The organism is Staphylococcus sp. B1(2026) (assembly GCF_058895785.1).
In genome coordinates this window covers 47,922-63,327 of the sequence record NZ_JBZXTS010000001.1, presented here as the reverse complement: position 1 = coordinate 63,327, position 15,406 = coordinate 47,922, and the positions used below count along the sequence as shown (strand labels likewise).

The following is a 15,406-nucleotide window of genomic DNA, read 5'->3' as shown; positions in this document are numbered from 1 at the left end:
TAATTCGCTGGTACAGCTATCTGTATTATAATAATTTTACTAAAAAAATTCACAATTTAGTTATGTAGCGTTTAGTTAGATGTTTTATAATATATGTATAAAACAAAACGTTTTCAATATTTAAATATAATAATTTTTCAAACTAAAGGAGAAAAAACATGGTTATTGAAATGTCAGTAGAAAAAAAATCATTTGTCGGAGGTCGTTGGGAAGAAACAATCGATGTACTAGATTTTATTGTAAATAACTATACAGAATATACAGGTGATGATAGTTTCTTAGAAGGTCCAACATCAGCTGTACAACAATTAGTAGAGAAGTTTAATGATTTAATGACACAAGAGCGTGAAGCTGGTGGGACATTAGATATGGATACTGAAATTGTCTCAACAATTTTATCTCATCAACCAGGTTATATTGATAAAAACTTGGAGAAAATTGTTGGATTACAAACAGATCAACCATTAAAACGTGCCTTAATGCCATTTGGTGGAATTAATGTAGCTTATAAAGCTTGTGAAGCTTACGGTTATAAAGTTACAGATGAAGTCGTTAAAATTTTTACAGATTTCCGTAAAACACACAATCAAGGTGTATTTGATGTTTATACACCTGAAATGAGAACAATTCGTAAAGCTGGTATTTTAACAGGTTTACCAGATGCTTATGGCCGTGGTCGTATTATTGGTGATTATCGTCGTGTGGCTTTATATGGTGTAAATCGTTTAATTCAAGAAAAACAAAAAGATTTATTAAATATTGGTGCTGATGGTGTCATGTCAGAAGAAGTGATTCGTTTAAGAGAAGAAGTATCTGAACAAATTCGTGCTTTACAAGAATTAAAACAATTAGGTGAGATGCACGGTTATGATATTTCAGAAGCGGCACAAAATGCACATGAAGCTGTTCAATGGTTATATTTCGGTTATTTAGCAGCAATTAAACAACAAAATGGTGCAGCCATGTCAATTGGTAATATCGCAACTTTCTTAGATATTTTCATTCAACGTGATTTAGAAGACGGTACTTTGACAGAACAAGATGCGCAAGAATTAATTGATAATTTAGTATTAAAATTACGTCTAGTGAAATTTGCACGTACACCTGAATATAATCAATTATTTTCAGGAGATCCAATTTGGGCAACATTAGTTGTTGGTGAAATGTTAGATACAGAAAAATCATTAGTGACAAAAACTGATTTCCGTTTAATTCATACATTAGACAATATGGGGAATTCACCAGAACCTAATTTAACAATCTTATGGAGTCATAAATTACCACGTGGCTTTAGAGAATTTTGTGCGAAATCTTCTATTAATCATTCAGCTGTACAATATGAATCAGATGAATTATTAGCAGATTATTTACAAACACCAGATAAATCAATTGCATGTTGTGTATCAGGTATGACGACAGGTAAGCAAATGCAATTCTTTGGTGCACGTGCGAATTTAGCAAAAGCATTGTTATATACAATTAATGGTGGTATTGATGAAAAACTAAAAATTCAAGTAGGTCCAAAAATTCCGATGATGACTGATGAAATTCTTGATTATGATAAAGTGTGGAAAGAATTTGATGGTTTAATGGAATGGTTATGTAAAGCTTATATTAATGTATTAAATATTATTCATTACATGCATGATAAATATAGTTATGAAAGTTTAGAGATGGCATTGCATGACACAGATGTTCGTCGTACAATGGCAACAGGTATTGCTGGATTCTCAGTTGCGGTAGATTCATTATCGGCTATTAAATATGCTAAAGTAAAACCAGTTCGTGATGAAGATGGTATTGCTATTGATTTTGAAATTGAAGGAGATTTTCCTAAATTTGGTAATAATGATGATCGTGCTGATGCAATTGCTATTGAATTATTACAAGCCTTTATGAATAAACTACGTAAACATCCAACATATCGTGCAGATGAAACAACAACATCAATTTTAACGATTACTTCTAATGTAGTTTATGGTAAGAAAACAGGGTCAACACCAGATGGACGTAAAGCAGGCGAACCATTTTCTCCAGGGGCAAATCCGATGAATGGTCGTGATTCTCATGGTGCTTTGGCATGCTTAAGCTCAGTTGCTAAATTACCATTTGACGATGCACGCGATGGTATTAGTTTAACAGCTGCATTTACACCAACTTCATTAGGTAAAACAGAACAAGATCGTATCAACACTTTAGTAGCTATGATGGATGGTTACTTTATGAAAGGTGGTTTCCATTTAAATACGAATGTATTTAATAAAGAAACATTATTAAAAGTCATTGAAAGTCCACAAGATTATCCAAACTTTACGATACGTGTATCGGGTTATGCAGTACGTTTAATTAGTTTAACACCAGAACAACAACGTGATGTATTAAGTCGTACGATGCACGAAATGATGTAATTAATGAAGGACTAGGGTAAAACCTAGTCCTATTTTAATGGCGTAGTTTATTAAAAATTGATAAAATATAAGTTAATGAAAGGAAGTGATAGTATGGCAACAACAGGTTTAGTTCATTCTATGGAATCATTTGGTAATGTAGATGGACCAGGTATTCGATATGTTATTTTTTTACAAGGCTGTTTATTACGTTGTAAATATTGTCATAATCCAGATACGTGGCGATTAACTAATCCAGATGCGCAAGAAAAAACAACAGATGAAATTGTAACAGAAGTTTTAAAATATCGTGAATTCTTTGATGCTTCTGGTGGTGGTGTAACAGTTAGTGGTGGAGAACCACTATTACAATTAGATTTTGTTTTAGAATTATTTACTAAATTAAAAGCACATGGAATCAATACTTGTGTAGATACTTGTGGTGGATTTTATCAGCCAAATAATGAAGTAATGAATGATAAATTACAACAGTTATTACAAGTTGCTGATTTATTTTTATGTGATGTAAAAGAAATTGACGATATAAAACATAAAGCATTAACGAGTGTACATAATGGTCATATTTTAAAATTTATTCGCTTTTTAAGTGATAATGGTGCACATATGTGGATACGCCACGTATTAGTACCACAACATACTGATTTTGATGAAGATTTAAAAGCATTGCGTGCGTTTATTGACACATTAAATAATGTAGAACGTGTGGAAGTTTTACCTTATCATGATATGGGTGTTTATAAATGGCAACAATTAGGGTTGGATTACCAATTACACGATATAGAGCCACCTACTAAAGCACGTATTGATAATGCTGTGAGTATTTTAAAAGCAAGAGCATAATATAAATGGATGAGATGTCTCTCATCCTTATTTTATTTTTTTAATGAGTCATTATTCTTTTTATGTTATACTATTTAAGAAATTTATTAGTAAAGGAGCGTATTCATGTGGCGATATTAGAATGGTTACAAGCATTGTCTATTAAAGAAATTTTAGTCAATTTACTTGATATTTTTTTAGTATGGATTTTAATTTATAAATTAATTTCAATTACTAAAGGTACGCGTGCAATGCAACTCATTCGAGGTATTTTTCTAATATTTATTTTCCGAGTGATTAGTCAATTAATTGGGCTAGAAACGTTAACTTGGTTATTTAATCAAGTTATGACTTGGGGTGTATTAGGTATTATTATTATATTCCAACCAGAATTAAGAAGAGCATTGGAACAACTAGGTAGAGGAACATTAATTAATTTTTTCTTTACAAAACGTTATGTTGATGAAAATAGTGAGCAAATTGAACAATCGATTGAAGCCATTGTTGAAGCAATGGTGCATATGTCTAAAAGACGCATAGGTGCACTACTATCGATTGAAAGAAATACAGGGCTAAAAGAATTTACAGAACAAGCCATTGAATTAGATGCCAAAATAAGTAAAGCCTTATTGATAAATATGTTTATTCCTAATACACCATTACATGATGGTGCTGTTATTATTCAAAATAATAGAGTTGCTTATGCTGCGGCCTATTTTCCATTGAGTGATAATCCTTATATTAGTAAAGAACTAGGAACACGCCATCGTGCAGCATTGGGTATTTCAGAAATTACAGATGCTTTAACTTTAACAGTTTCTGAAGAAACAGGTGCGATGTCAATGTCATTAGGTGGTAAACTTTATCGTCACTTAGAAGAAGAAAAACTAAGAGAATTACTACAGCACAATTGGTTAGAAGAAAATACCTTACAATTAAAAACACTATTTGTAAAGGATGGTGTCAAAGATGGAAAATAAATGGATTTTACGTATTTTAGCATTAGGGTTGACTTTAATTATGTTTTTCTCAATTAATCAAAATGCACAAAACTATGTAACGAATAGTTTATTTAGTACAAAACAAACACAAGTTATTAAAAATGTACCAGTTAAATTGATTTATGATAAAGATAATTTATATGTTATAGGTGTACCTGAAACTGTAGATGTCACGATTTCAGGACCAAATAGTTTAGTGAAAAAAGAAGTTAGTCAACGCAATTTAGTAGCAGTATTAGATTTGTCTGAAGTAGAAATAGGTAAAGATATTAAAGTTATTCCTAAAATTTCAGGTTTAGCTGAAAGTATTACTTCATCAATATCACCTAAAGAAGTTGTTGTGTCCCTTGATAAAAAAGAAACAGCTACTTTTAATGTAGAATATGTCATTAATGATTCACGCTTTGCTGACGGTTACGAGTTACAAAGTACAAAAATCAATCCACAGCAAGTAGTGATTTCGGGGCCTTCAAAAGAAATGAAACGTATTGCTTATGTAAAAGCAACAACTTTACCAGTAACTAAATTAACACATACAACGACTGAAACTGCTATAGTAGAAGCTTATGATAATAATTTAAATAAAATTGAAGATATTGATATTGAAACAAAAGGTGTTGATATTACAATGAATATTATACCGATAGAAAAAGAAATTCCTTTAGTGCTTAAACCATTAGGTAATGTGAAAGCAAATTATACTTTAGAAGGTATGATACCTAGTCAGAGTACGATTCGTGTACGTGCTAAAACACATGCTGAACTTGATGAAATAACACAATTGGAAGTACCAGTAGAGATTAATGAACTTGACAAAACTACTGTAAAGAAAGTAAGATTAGTCACGCCAGAGCAAGCAGTAGGTTTAAGTCGTGAAGAAATTAATATAGAAATTAAAATAAAACCAGTAACATCTAGATAATATATATTTAAGGAGAGAAATAATGGGTAAATATTTTGGAACAGATGGCGTAAGAGGTGTAGCTAATACTGAATTAACTGCTGAATTAGCATTTAAACTAGGACGTTTCGGCGGTTATGTTGTGACAAAAGGTGCCACACGTCCACGAGTACTTGTAGGACGTGACACACGTGTATCTGGAGATATGTTAGAAGCAGCATTAGTTGCTGGTTTGTTATCAACAGGAACAGAAGTCATGTTATTAGGTGTAATTTCAACGCCTGGTGTTGCCTACTTAACAAGAATATTAGATGCGCAAGCAGGTGTGATGATTTCAGCATCGCATAATCCAGTAATAGATAATGGTATTAAATTTTTCGGTGCAGATGGTTTCAAATTAACAGATGATATTGAACAAGAAATTGAACAATTATTAGAATCTAATGAAGATACTTTACCACGTCCTGTAGCAGAACATATCGGTCAAAGTTCTTATTTTAAAGCAGGAGTACAAAAATATATTCAATATTTAAAAACAACAATTGATGGGGATTTATCAGGACTTAATATTGCATTAGATGGTGCTAATGGTTCTACACATAGTATTGCACCTTATTTATTTGGTGATTTAGAAGCTAATATTACAACAATCGGTTGTCATCCAGATGGATTTAATATTAATACTGATGTAGGTTCAACACATCCTGAAAAATTAGCGCAACATGTTTTAGAAACAAATGCTGATATGGGATTTGCTTTTGACGGTGATGGTGATCGTGTAATTGCTGTTGATGAAAAAGGTCAAATTGTTGATGGTGATCGCATTATGTATATTTTAGCTAAATATTTTGCGAAAGAAGGGCGTTTAAATCATAATACAGTCGTATCAACAGTTATGAGTAACTTAGGTTTTTATAAAGCAATTGAAGCAGAAGAGTTAAAATCAATTGCTACTGCTGTAGGTGATCGTTACGTAGTTGAAGCGATGCGTGAACATGATTACAATTTAGGTGGTGAACAATCAGGACATATTGTTATTATGGATTATAATACAACAGGTGATGGTTTGTTGACAGCTATTCAATTAGCATATATTGTTAAAAATTCAGGTAAAACTTTAAGTGAATTAGCTAATGAGATGCCACAATTTCCACAACGTTTAGTTAATATTCGTGTTACTGATAAGCATGCTGTAGAACAACAACCTGCTGTCTCAGCAATCATTGCTGAAGTTGAACAGCAAATGAATGGTGAAGGGCGTGTACTTGTTAGACCATCAGGAACAGAACCATTAGTACGTGTAATGGTAGAAGCGGCAACGGATGATTTAGCGGATCAATATGTAAATGCTATTGCAGAAGTTGTACAAAGAGAAATGGGATTAAATTAAAAACAATATAGCAAGAAGTTAATTACTTCTTGCTATATTGTTTTTTCTTGTGACGTAAATCTTTAAAGAAATTTTTGAGAATTAATTGACAATCGTCACTTTCAACATCACTAATAATATGACATTGATGATTGAAATTTGGTTCATTAAGTAAATTCATTAAACTATGAACGCAACCACCTTTGTGATCACGTGTGCCGTAAACAACTACTGGTATTCTACTCATTACAATCGCACCACTACACATCACACAAGGTTCAACGGTTGTATATAATATTGTATTTTCAAGTCGCCATGATTTTAAATGAGCACAGGCTTGTTGAATGGCTAATAGTTCAGCGTGAGTTACAGCATTTTGGCTTGTTTCTCGCAAATTATGTGCACGTGCAATAATTTGATTGTCATGAACAATAATTGCACCAATAGGTACTTCTCCAAGATCATAAGCTTTTTGTGCTTCAAGTAAAGCTTGTTGCATATAATATTGATGCGTCATATAATTAAGTCCTTCCAAATATAATCGCTAGTTAAAGAATATTTTACTGTAAAAGTATAACATATATTTTAATAAAATTGACGTTAATTTTGTTCCAATATGGATAATGTGGTATCATATATCATAATAGTCATTAACAGTCAATGACATAGATAAAATATATAAAACATTTATATAGAAAGGGAAGTCGCATGGCTCATTACACTATACCGCAAGATGCCATCATCACTGTCGCCGGTGTTGTTGGTGTTGGAAAATCTACTTTTACTACTGCTTTAGCACAAAAACTAAAGTTTCAACCCTCCCTAGAAAAAGTACAAGATAATCCTTATTTTGAAAGATATTATCAAGATTTTGAACGTTGGAGTTTTAATTTTCAAATTGCCTGTTTAGTTGATCGTTTTAAAGAACAAAAAAGAATGTTTGAGCAACCAGGTGGTTTTGTACAAGACCGATCAATTTATGAAGATGTAAATATTTTTGCTAAAATGCATTATGATAATCAAGCAATGACACAAGCAGATTATCAAACAATTTACAATTTATTTGAAGTAATGGTATTAACGCCACATTTTCCTAAAGCAGATATTTTAATTTATTTACAATGTGATTTGGACGAAATGCTAGCACGTATTCGACAACGTGGACGATTAATGGAATTAGAAACCGATATGTCTTATTGGAAGGATTTACATCAACGTTATGAACAATGGATCAATCAGTTTACAGGATGTCCCGTTATTCGTATTAATATTAATGAATATGATATTAAACAAAGTCCAGATACACTAGACCCTATTATCGATAAAATTGCACAAAAAATAGAAAGAAAATAATCATGGATAATTTAATTAATCAATTTAAAGAAGCTTGTCAAACAGAAACATTTGTTTCAGGTATTTTTTCTTCACCTAAACAAAAATCAAATGATTTAAAAAAAGTAAAAATAAAACCAGTAATGATTAAAAATCAATATCATCTACAATTAGAATATCACTATATGCGTATCATTAAGCATGATAATATTTTACCTACGCAATTAGTAAAGTATTTACCCTCATTAATCGAACAATTTAAACAATTACAATGTCAAACAACAACGCATCAATGGCATGTACAAATATCTAAGAAAAATAAAATTTTATTTAAAAGTAAAGCATCAGCTCATCAGCCAGCTCAATTGTCACATAATCGACAAAAACAATACTTATTACAAGAAGGTCACATCTATCCGTTTTTAGTTGAATTAGGTGTGCAAACGAATGATGGTAAAATTAAACAAGCTAAATATGATAAATTCAAACAAATTAATCGTTTTTTAGAATTTGTTGCAGATAGTTTACATTATTTACCAAAAGATCGACCTTTAAAAATTATTGATTTTGGGTCGGGTAAATCTTATCTTACGTTTGCGCTTTATCATTTTTTAAGTATTGAGCAAAAATTAAATGTTCATATTATTGGATTAGATTTAAAAAAAGAAGTGATTGAATATTGCCAAACACTTGCTAAAAAATTAAATTATACGCAACTTAATTTTCAAGTAGGTGATATTAATGACTATCAAGATGTTCAACAAATAGATATGGTAATTACACTACATGCTTGTGATATTGCTACAGATATGGCCTTATCAAAAGCGGTGAATTGGCAAGCCAAAGTTATTTTAAGTGTACCTTGTTGTCATCATGAATTAAATCAGCAAATTGCTAGTGATATTTTATCACCTATGTTAAATTACGGTTTAATTCAAGAGCGTTTTGCTGCATTGGCAACAGATACAATGCGTGCTGAATTATTAAGTTTTGTAGGTTATGAAACGCAAATTGTTGAATTTATCGACAGTACTTATACACCTAAAAATCTAATGATTCGTGCTTTTTATACACAGTATCAACCATCACTTCAAAGAATACAGGCCTATCAACAATTAAGAGATAGTTTACAGGCACAACCGTATTTAGAAAAACAATTAGCAGAGTATTTAAAACAATACGACATTTAATTAATAGAAGTCGTTTTTCTTTACAAGTGAAATTGACTTAGCTAGAATGGAAACAATTCACTTTCTTTTTGTAAGTATCGTAATAAAAATTTAATATATAGATGCAATAGCTTAACGATGAGATTGAGATTACATTTTAAAATTGTCAAGTCTTGATTTTTAATTTTTTAAGTTTACAATTAGAAAATAAGTGTTGAGGGAGGAATAAAAATGAAAGTGATATATTACACTTTAACTGGTAATATTAGACGTTTTATTAATAGTTGTCAGTTAGATGATGCTGAAGAATTACTAGATGAAGCAGCAGATAAAATAATCACCACACCTTTTATTTTAGTCACGTCAACAATAGGATTTGGAGAAGTTCCGGAAGTTGTTAAAAATTTTTTGGCACTAAATTATCGTAATTTAGTTGCTGTAGCAGCAAGTGGTAATAAAAATTGGGGTGCAAATTTTGCCTTAGCAGGTGAACATATTAGTAATCAATATAATGTACCACTTATTATGAAATTTGAACTACACGGTACCGATCAAGACAGAATAAATTTTAAACAGAAAGTAGGAGAAATCGATGTCATCTACAATAAATAGAAATCATATCGAATTAAATAATGAAGTTAAAAAACGTAGAGCAGATGGCTTTTACGATCTTGATAAAGACCAAGAAGCCTTAGAAGTTTACTTGGCAGAAGTTGACTCAAAAACAGTGAAGTTCACTTCTAATTTAGAACGACTACATTATTTAGTAGATCACACATTTTACTACGATATTTTCGCAGAATATCAACCGCACGAATTAGAAGAATTATTGGACTATGCAGACAGTTTTAATTTTAAATTTGCTTCATATATGGCTGCAAGTAAGTTTTATAGAGATTATGCTTTAAAAACTAATGATAAAACACAATTTTTAGAAAACTATGCACAACATGTTGTTATCGTAGCATTGTATTTAGCAAGCGGTAATGTTATGAATGCTAAACGTTATATTGCTTCAATGATGGAACAACGTTATCAACCAGCCACACCAACATTTTTAAATGCAGGTCGTGCAAGACGTGGTGAAATGGTTTCTTGCTTTTTATTAGAAGTAGATGACAGTTTAAACTCAATTAATTATATTGATTCAACAGCTAAACAATTATCTAAAATTGGTGGCGGTGTTGCAATTAATTTATCAAAATTACGTGCACGTGGTGAAGCAATCAAAGGTGTTGAAGGTGTGGCTAAAGGGGTTTTACCTGTAGCGAAATCACTTGAAGGTGGCTTTGCTTATGCTGACCAATTAGGTCAACGTCCAGGTGCAGGCGCAGTTTACTTAAATATTTTTCATTATGATGTACCAGAATTTTTAGATACTAAAAAAGTTAATGCAGACGAAGATTTACGTTTACCAACTATTTCAACTGGTTTAATTGTACCATCAAAATTTTTCGACTTAGCTAAAAATAATGAAGCTATGTATATGTTTGCACCACATACAGTCGAAAAAGCTTATGGTGTTACATTAGATGAAATTGATTTAGATAAGTATTATGATGATATGGTGGCGAATCCAAATATTATTAAGCGTCAAACAAGTGCTAGAGATTTATTAAATCATATTGCTCAAACGCAATTACAATCAGGTTACCCGTATATTGTTTTTAAAGATAATGCTAATCAACAACATGCTTTAGGTAATATCGGTACAATTAAGATGAGTAATTTATGTACAGAAATTTTCCAATTACAAGAAACTTCTATTATTAACGATTACGGCGTTGGTGATACTATTAAACGTGATATTTCATGTAATTTAGGTTCTTTGAATATTGCTAATGTGATGGCAAAGAAAGCAATGCAAGATTCTGTTCACGTAGGTATTGAAGCTTTAACTGTTGTATCAGATAAAACAGCCATTGCCAATGCACCAGGTGTACGTAAAGCTAATGAAGAATTACATTCAGTAGGTTTAGGTGCTATGAACTTGCATGGTTATTTAGCTAAAAATCAAATTCAATATGAATCAGAAGAAGCAAAAGATTTTGCTAATGTTTTCTTTATGATGTTAAACTTTTACTCAATTGAAAAATCAATGTTATTAGCTAAAGAGCGTCAAATTACATTTAAAGACTTTGAAAAATCAGATTATGCAACAGGACAATATTTTAATAAATATATTGAAAAAGAAGTCATGCCACAATCAGAGAAAGTAGCTCAATTATTTGAAGGTATGCCTATACCGACAGCACAAGATTGGGCAAACTTATGTGAGCAAGTTAAACAATATGGTTTATATCATGCCTATCGTTTAGCTATTGCCCCAACTCAAAGTATTTCTTATGTACAAAATGCAACATCTAGTGTCATGCCAATTGTTGATTTAATTGAAAGACGTACTTACGGTAATGCTGAAACAATTTACCCAATGCCTTTCTTAGCACCAGAAACAATGTGGTTCTATAAGTCAGCGTTTAATATTGACCAAATGAAATTGATTGATTTAGTGGCAACGATTCAACAGCATATTGACCAAGGTATTTCAACAATTCTTTATGTCAATTCAAATATTACAACACGTGAATTAGCAAGATTATATGTTTATGCACATCATAAAGGATTGAAATCATTGTATTATACACGTAATAAATTATTATCAGTTGAAGAATGTACAAGTTGTGCAGTATAAAAAAGAAGCGAGGTAGTTATCTCGCTTCTTTTATATATATTCAATTAGTTTGTCTACAAAACGACTTAAAAATTGTTCATCTTCTTTTGAAAAACGAGCTAATTGAGGTGAATCAATATCTAAAACACCTAATAATTGATGATCTTTAACTAAAGGTAACACAATTTCTGAACGAGTTTGGCTATCACAAGCAATGTGTCCAAAAAATTGTTGCACATCATCAACACGTTGAATTTCAAGTTTACTGGCGGCAGTACCACAGACACCACGACCTAATGGAATACGTACGCAAGCAGGTAAGCCTTGAAAAGGTCCCAACACTAATTGTTGAGCTGGTTCATCCATTAAATAAAAACCTACCCAATTAATATCAGTTAAAAAGAAATTTAATAGTGCACTAGCATTACTAAGATTGGCAATTAAATTACTTTCATCACTACATAATGCTGCTAATTGATCAAGAACTAATTGATGTTGCTCAGAAATACTACCTGTATAGTTAGTAGCGTCAAACATATTATCACTCCTAAATTTAATTATAGTCTTATTATACGTATATTTTAACGAATATGCAATTTGGTTAGAAAAAGTTGAATGATGGATAAGTGAATATAGACAATTAGAGGTAGGCTTGCTATACTATGAATATACATAAAATAGGTGCATTATGAAAAGAAAAGACATCTTGAAAGTTTGGAGGAAAGTATATGAGTTCAATTACAATGTTAATCATTGTTATGATTATATTGATCATTGCTGTTGCAGTGGCTTTATTTATCAGATATAAAAAAAGAGCTAAAGTAGATGAAATTATGGATTATCGTGATAAGGTGATTAAAGTTCCTTTATCAGATGAGTTAGCACAAGTAAAACGTTTGAATATGAAAGGTCAAGCCGAAAAATTATATAAAAAATGGATGGAAGAATGGGCGAATATTCAAAGTTATGATATTGAAGATATTGACGCTGCCATTTTTGAAGCAGAAGAATTATATGATCGTTTTAGCTTTCAAAAAGCAGATAGTCGCTTAGCAAAAGCGAATGATAAATTAGATATTATTAATGAACGCATTTCAATGATTCGTAATGATTTAACTGAATTATTACACAGTGAAAAAGAAAATAAAGCTTTATATGAAGAATTAATATTTAAATATAAAGAAGCACGTCGTGATTTATTAGCTAAACGTCATGTTTACGGTACAGCAGCAAATAAAATAGAAATAGAATTAAATGATTTAGAACCTGAATTAGAGACTTATCGTCATCAAATGTCAGTCGGAAATTATTTAGAAGCAAAAGCAGAAGTACAACATACTTACCAATTGATGCAACGTATTGAAGAAGAAATGCAATCAATTCCAGAATTAATTAAAGAAATTGAACGCGAAATTCCATTACAATTATCACAGGTAAGAGATAGAGCAGAAGAATTAACTAAAGCAGGTTATCAATTAAAAGAATTACAAATTAATGAAAAACTTGATGCTGCATCTTGGCAATTAGCTGATGCAAAAGAATCTGTAAAAAATACAGATATTGAAGCGATAGAAGATAATTTAGATGATATTTATGACTTAGTTGAAAATATTTTACGAGATTTAAAAGCCGAAGTAGATGCGCGTAGTCATTTTGATGCTAATTTTGCAAAAGTTAGAGAACGTTTATATCAACAAGATGATTTAAATGATTATTTATTTAAAGAAATTGGTGAAGTTAAAGCACATTATCAAGTTTATGAAAAAGATGAAGCAATGATTGAACGTTATTACGATACACTATCACAATTAATTTCATTAGAAGAATCAATTGATGTAGCATTAAATAACCAGGCAAGATTACCTTATTCTGTTTTAAATAATAAAATGAATCATATTAATGATAGTTTAGATGAAATAGAAAAAGATCAAAATGAATATTATGAGTATTTAAGTAGTTTACGTGGTGAAGAACATCGTTCTAAAGATATTTTATATCGATTAAATCAAGAAAAAGAACGTGTTTATTACCAAATTAAAACAGCAAAAGCACCAGGGTTTAGTGAACGTTTTGAAATTTTAAAACGTGATGTAGAACATGCTATTTTAAGTGCAGAAACAGAATTAGCAAGAACACCAATTAATATAGATGAATTACATCGTCGTATTACTTCAGTACAATCTGCTTTAGAAGCATATCGAGATAATGTAAGAACAGAAATTCAGTATGCTAATTTAGTAGAACGTTTAGTACAATATTCTAATCGTTACCGTAATAATAATGTAGAATTCAGTCAAAAATTAGACAAAGTTGAACAAACTTATCGTGAATTTAGATATAAAAAAGCAGTAGAAGATGCTAAAAAAGCATTAGAAAGTGTTGAACCTGGTGCAGCAGCAAGAATCGAATCAGAATTAATTGTAAATTAAGACGTTTTAAAATCTAAAACTTTTGAAATTATCAAAGGTTTTAGATTTTTTTATCATTTAATAATGTTAATTTAGCTTTATCTCTTGCGATTTTTAATAAATCGTTTTACAATTTGACTATTGTTAATAAAGAAGGAGACATCATGGTATATTTAGATAATTCGGCTACAACAGCACCTTTTAAAGAAGTATTAGAGAGTTATGTGACAGCGAATGAAAAATTTTACGCGAATGCGGCAAGTATTCATCAATACGGTAATCAAAGCGAAAAATTATTAACACAAGCGCGTCAACAAATTGCTGATTTATTAGGAATTATGCCTAATCAATTATACTTTACAAGTGGTGGAACGGAAAGTAATAATTTAGCGTTGTTTGGTGCAGTAAAACATAAACAACAATTTGGTAAACATATTATTACATCTAAATTAGAACATCCATCAGTATTAGAAGTTTTTTATGAATTAGAAAAGCAAGGGTTTAAATTAGACTTAGTAAATATTACAGAACAAGGTCAAATAGATATAGCGCATTTAGCACAATTAATTACCTCTGATACAATATTACTTAGTTGTATGCAAGTTAATAATATTGTAGGAACTATACAACCTATTGCTGAAATTGCACAACTTTTAAAAGATTATCCTAAAGTTCATTTTCATGTTGATGGTGTACAAGCCGCAGCAAAACTACCTTTAGATTTAAATTTATGTGATAGTTATTCTTTTTCAAGCCATAAATTTCATGGCATTAAAGGTGTAGGTGGTTTATACATTAAACAAAGACGCACAATAATGACAACATTATTTGGTGGTCATCAAGAAGATAATATTCGTTCAGGCACAGTCAATGTGCCAGGTATTGTGGCGATGGCGAAAGCATTTAGGCAAAGTAAAGCAAAGTATGAAAATCACCAACAACAATTAACTCAATTTTATCAACAAATTGTTCAATTTTTATCACAATATCAAGGTGTAGTTATTAATACGCCACTTCATATAAAAACAGCAGAATATATTATTAATTTTGCTATTAAAGGTATTCGTGGGGAAGTCATTGTCAATGCATTTAGTCAACACCATGTAATGTTATCTACAACAAGTGCTTGTGCATCACGACGTCATGAATTGAATGATACCCTAACAGGTATGGGTATTGACACGCTAGTGATTAATGGTAGTGTGCGTTTAAGTTTTGGTTTAATGACAACACAACAAGATATTGATACATTTAAGCAAGCATTTGATAAAATTTATCCAGAGTTTGTGCTTATGATTAATAAATATAATAAATAGGAGAAATCAATT

13 protein-coding genes are annotated in these 15,406 nt (G+C 30.8%); 11 read left to right on the top strand and 2 right to left on the bottom strand.

Annotated features, from left to right (window positions below; genetic code table 11):
* Positions 1 to 158 precede the first annotated feature (158 nt).
* From pflB to glmM, 5 genes are all read left to right on the top strand, one after another.
* Complete coding sequence (pflB, locus tag AC5EAH_RS00330) at positions 159 to 2,408, top strand: formate C-acetyltransferase (protein ID WP_493492760.1); 2,250 nt, start codon at positions 159 to 161, stop codon at positions 2,406 to 2,408.
* 93 nt (positions 2,409 to 2,501) lie between these two features.
* Positions 2,502 to 3,248, top strand: a complete 747-nt coding sequence (pflA, locus tag AC5EAH_RS00325; RefSeq protein WP_493492759.1) for a pyruvate formate-lyase-activating protein — start codon at positions 2,502 to 2,504, stop codon at positions 3,246 to 3,248.
* Positions 3,249 to 3,355: 107 nt separating this feature from the next.
* Positions 3,356 to 4,207: a diadenylate cyclase CdaA gene (gene cdaA, locus AC5EAH_RS00320; protein WP_493492758.1), complete on the top strand. Its 852-nt coding sequence runs from the start codon at positions 3,356 to 3,358 to the stop codon at positions 4,205 to 4,207.
* Positions 4,197 to 5,150 (top strand): CdaR family protein, encoded by a 954-nt coding sequence (locus AC5EAH_RS00315; protein ID WP_493492757.1) that lies wholly within the window; start codon positions 4,197 to 4,199, stop codon positions 5,148 to 5,150. Before cdaA ends, AC5EAH_RS00315 begins: the two co-directional genes overlap by 11 nt.
* A gap of 22 nt (positions 5,151 to 5,172) precedes the next feature.
* On the top strand, positions 5,173 to 6,519 hold the full coding sequence (glmM, locus tag AC5EAH_RS00310) for a phosphoglucosamine mutase (protein WP_493492756.1): 1,347 nt from the start codon (positions 5,173 to 5,175) through the stop codon (positions 6,517 to 6,519).
* Between the two features lie 22 nt (positions 6,520 to 6,541).
* Here glmM and tadA read toward each other — a convergent pair whose 3' ends face one another.
* Complete coding sequence (gene tadA / locus AC5EAH_RS00305) at positions 6,542 to 7,015, bottom strand: tRNA adenosine(34) deaminase TadA (RefSeq protein ID WP_493492755.1); 474 nt, start codon at positions 7,013 to 7,015, stop codon at positions 6,542 to 6,544.
* 191 nt (positions 7,016 to 7,206) lie between these two features.
* Between tadA and AC5EAH_RS00300 the strand changes: the two genes are divergently transcribed.
* From AC5EAH_RS00300 to nrdE, 4 genes are all read left to right on the top strand, one after another.
* Positions 7,207 to 7,851 carry a deoxynucleoside kinase gene (locus tag AC5EAH_RS00300; RefSeq protein WP_493492754.1) on the top strand — a complete coding sequence of 215 codons (645 nt, stop codon included), beginning with the start codon at positions 7,207 to 7,209 and terminating at the stop codon, positions 7,849 to 7,851.
* A 2-nt stretch (positions 7,852 to 7,853) separates the two neighbouring features.
* On the top strand, positions 7,854 to 9,020 hold the full coding sequence (locus tag AC5EAH_RS00295; protein ID WP_493492753.1) for a class I SAM-dependent methyltransferase: 1,167 nt from the start codon (positions 7,854 to 7,856) through the stop codon (positions 9,018 to 9,020).
* Between the two features lie 210 nt (positions 9,021 to 9,230).
* Positions 9,231 to 9,611, top strand: coding sequence for a class Ib ribonucleoside-diphosphate reductase assembly flavoprotein NrdI (gene nrdI / locus AC5EAH_RS00290; RefSeq protein WP_493492752.1), 381 nt, complete (start codon positions 9,231 to 9,233; stop codon positions 9,609 to 9,611).
* Positions 9,592 to 11,691: a class 1b ribonucleoside-diphosphate reductase subunit alpha gene (gene nrdE / locus AC5EAH_RS00285; protein ID WP_493492751.1), complete on the top strand. Its 2,100-nt coding sequence runs from the start codon at positions 9,592 to 9,594 to the stop codon at positions 11,689 to 11,691. The genes nrdI and nrdE overlap by 20 nt, the downstream gene beginning before the upstream one ends.
* A 30-nt stretch (positions 11,692 to 11,721) precedes the next feature.
* Here the strand turns inward: nrdE and AC5EAH_RS00280 are convergent, their stop codons facing one another.
* A complete protein-coding gene (locus AC5EAH_RS00280) occupies positions 11,722 to 12,207 on the bottom strand; it encodes a GAF domain-containing protein (protein ID WP_493492750.1) in 486 nt (161 codons plus the stop codon).
* A 191-nt stretch (positions 12,208 to 12,398) separates the two neighbouring features.
* Here AC5EAH_RS00280 and AC5EAH_RS00275 point away from each other — a divergent pair, with 191 nt between their 5' ends.
* Together AC5EAH_RS00275 and AC5EAH_RS00270 are read left to right on the top strand one after the other, a co-directional pair.
* Complete coding sequence (locus tag AC5EAH_RS00275) at positions 12,399 to 14,099, top strand: septation ring formation regulator EzrA (RefSeq protein ID WP_493492749.1); 1,701 nt, start codon at positions 12,399 to 12,401, stop codon at positions 14,097 to 14,099.
* Positions 14,100 to 14,242: 143 nt separating this feature from the next.
* Positions 14,243 to 15,394 carry a cysteine desulfurase family protein gene (locus AC5EAH_RS00270; RefSeq protein ID WP_493492748.1) on the top strand — a complete coding sequence of 384 codons (1,152 nt, stop codon included), beginning with the start codon at positions 14,243 to 14,245 and terminating at the stop codon, positions 15,392 to 15,394.
* Positions 15,395 to 15,406 lie beyond the last annotated feature (12 nt).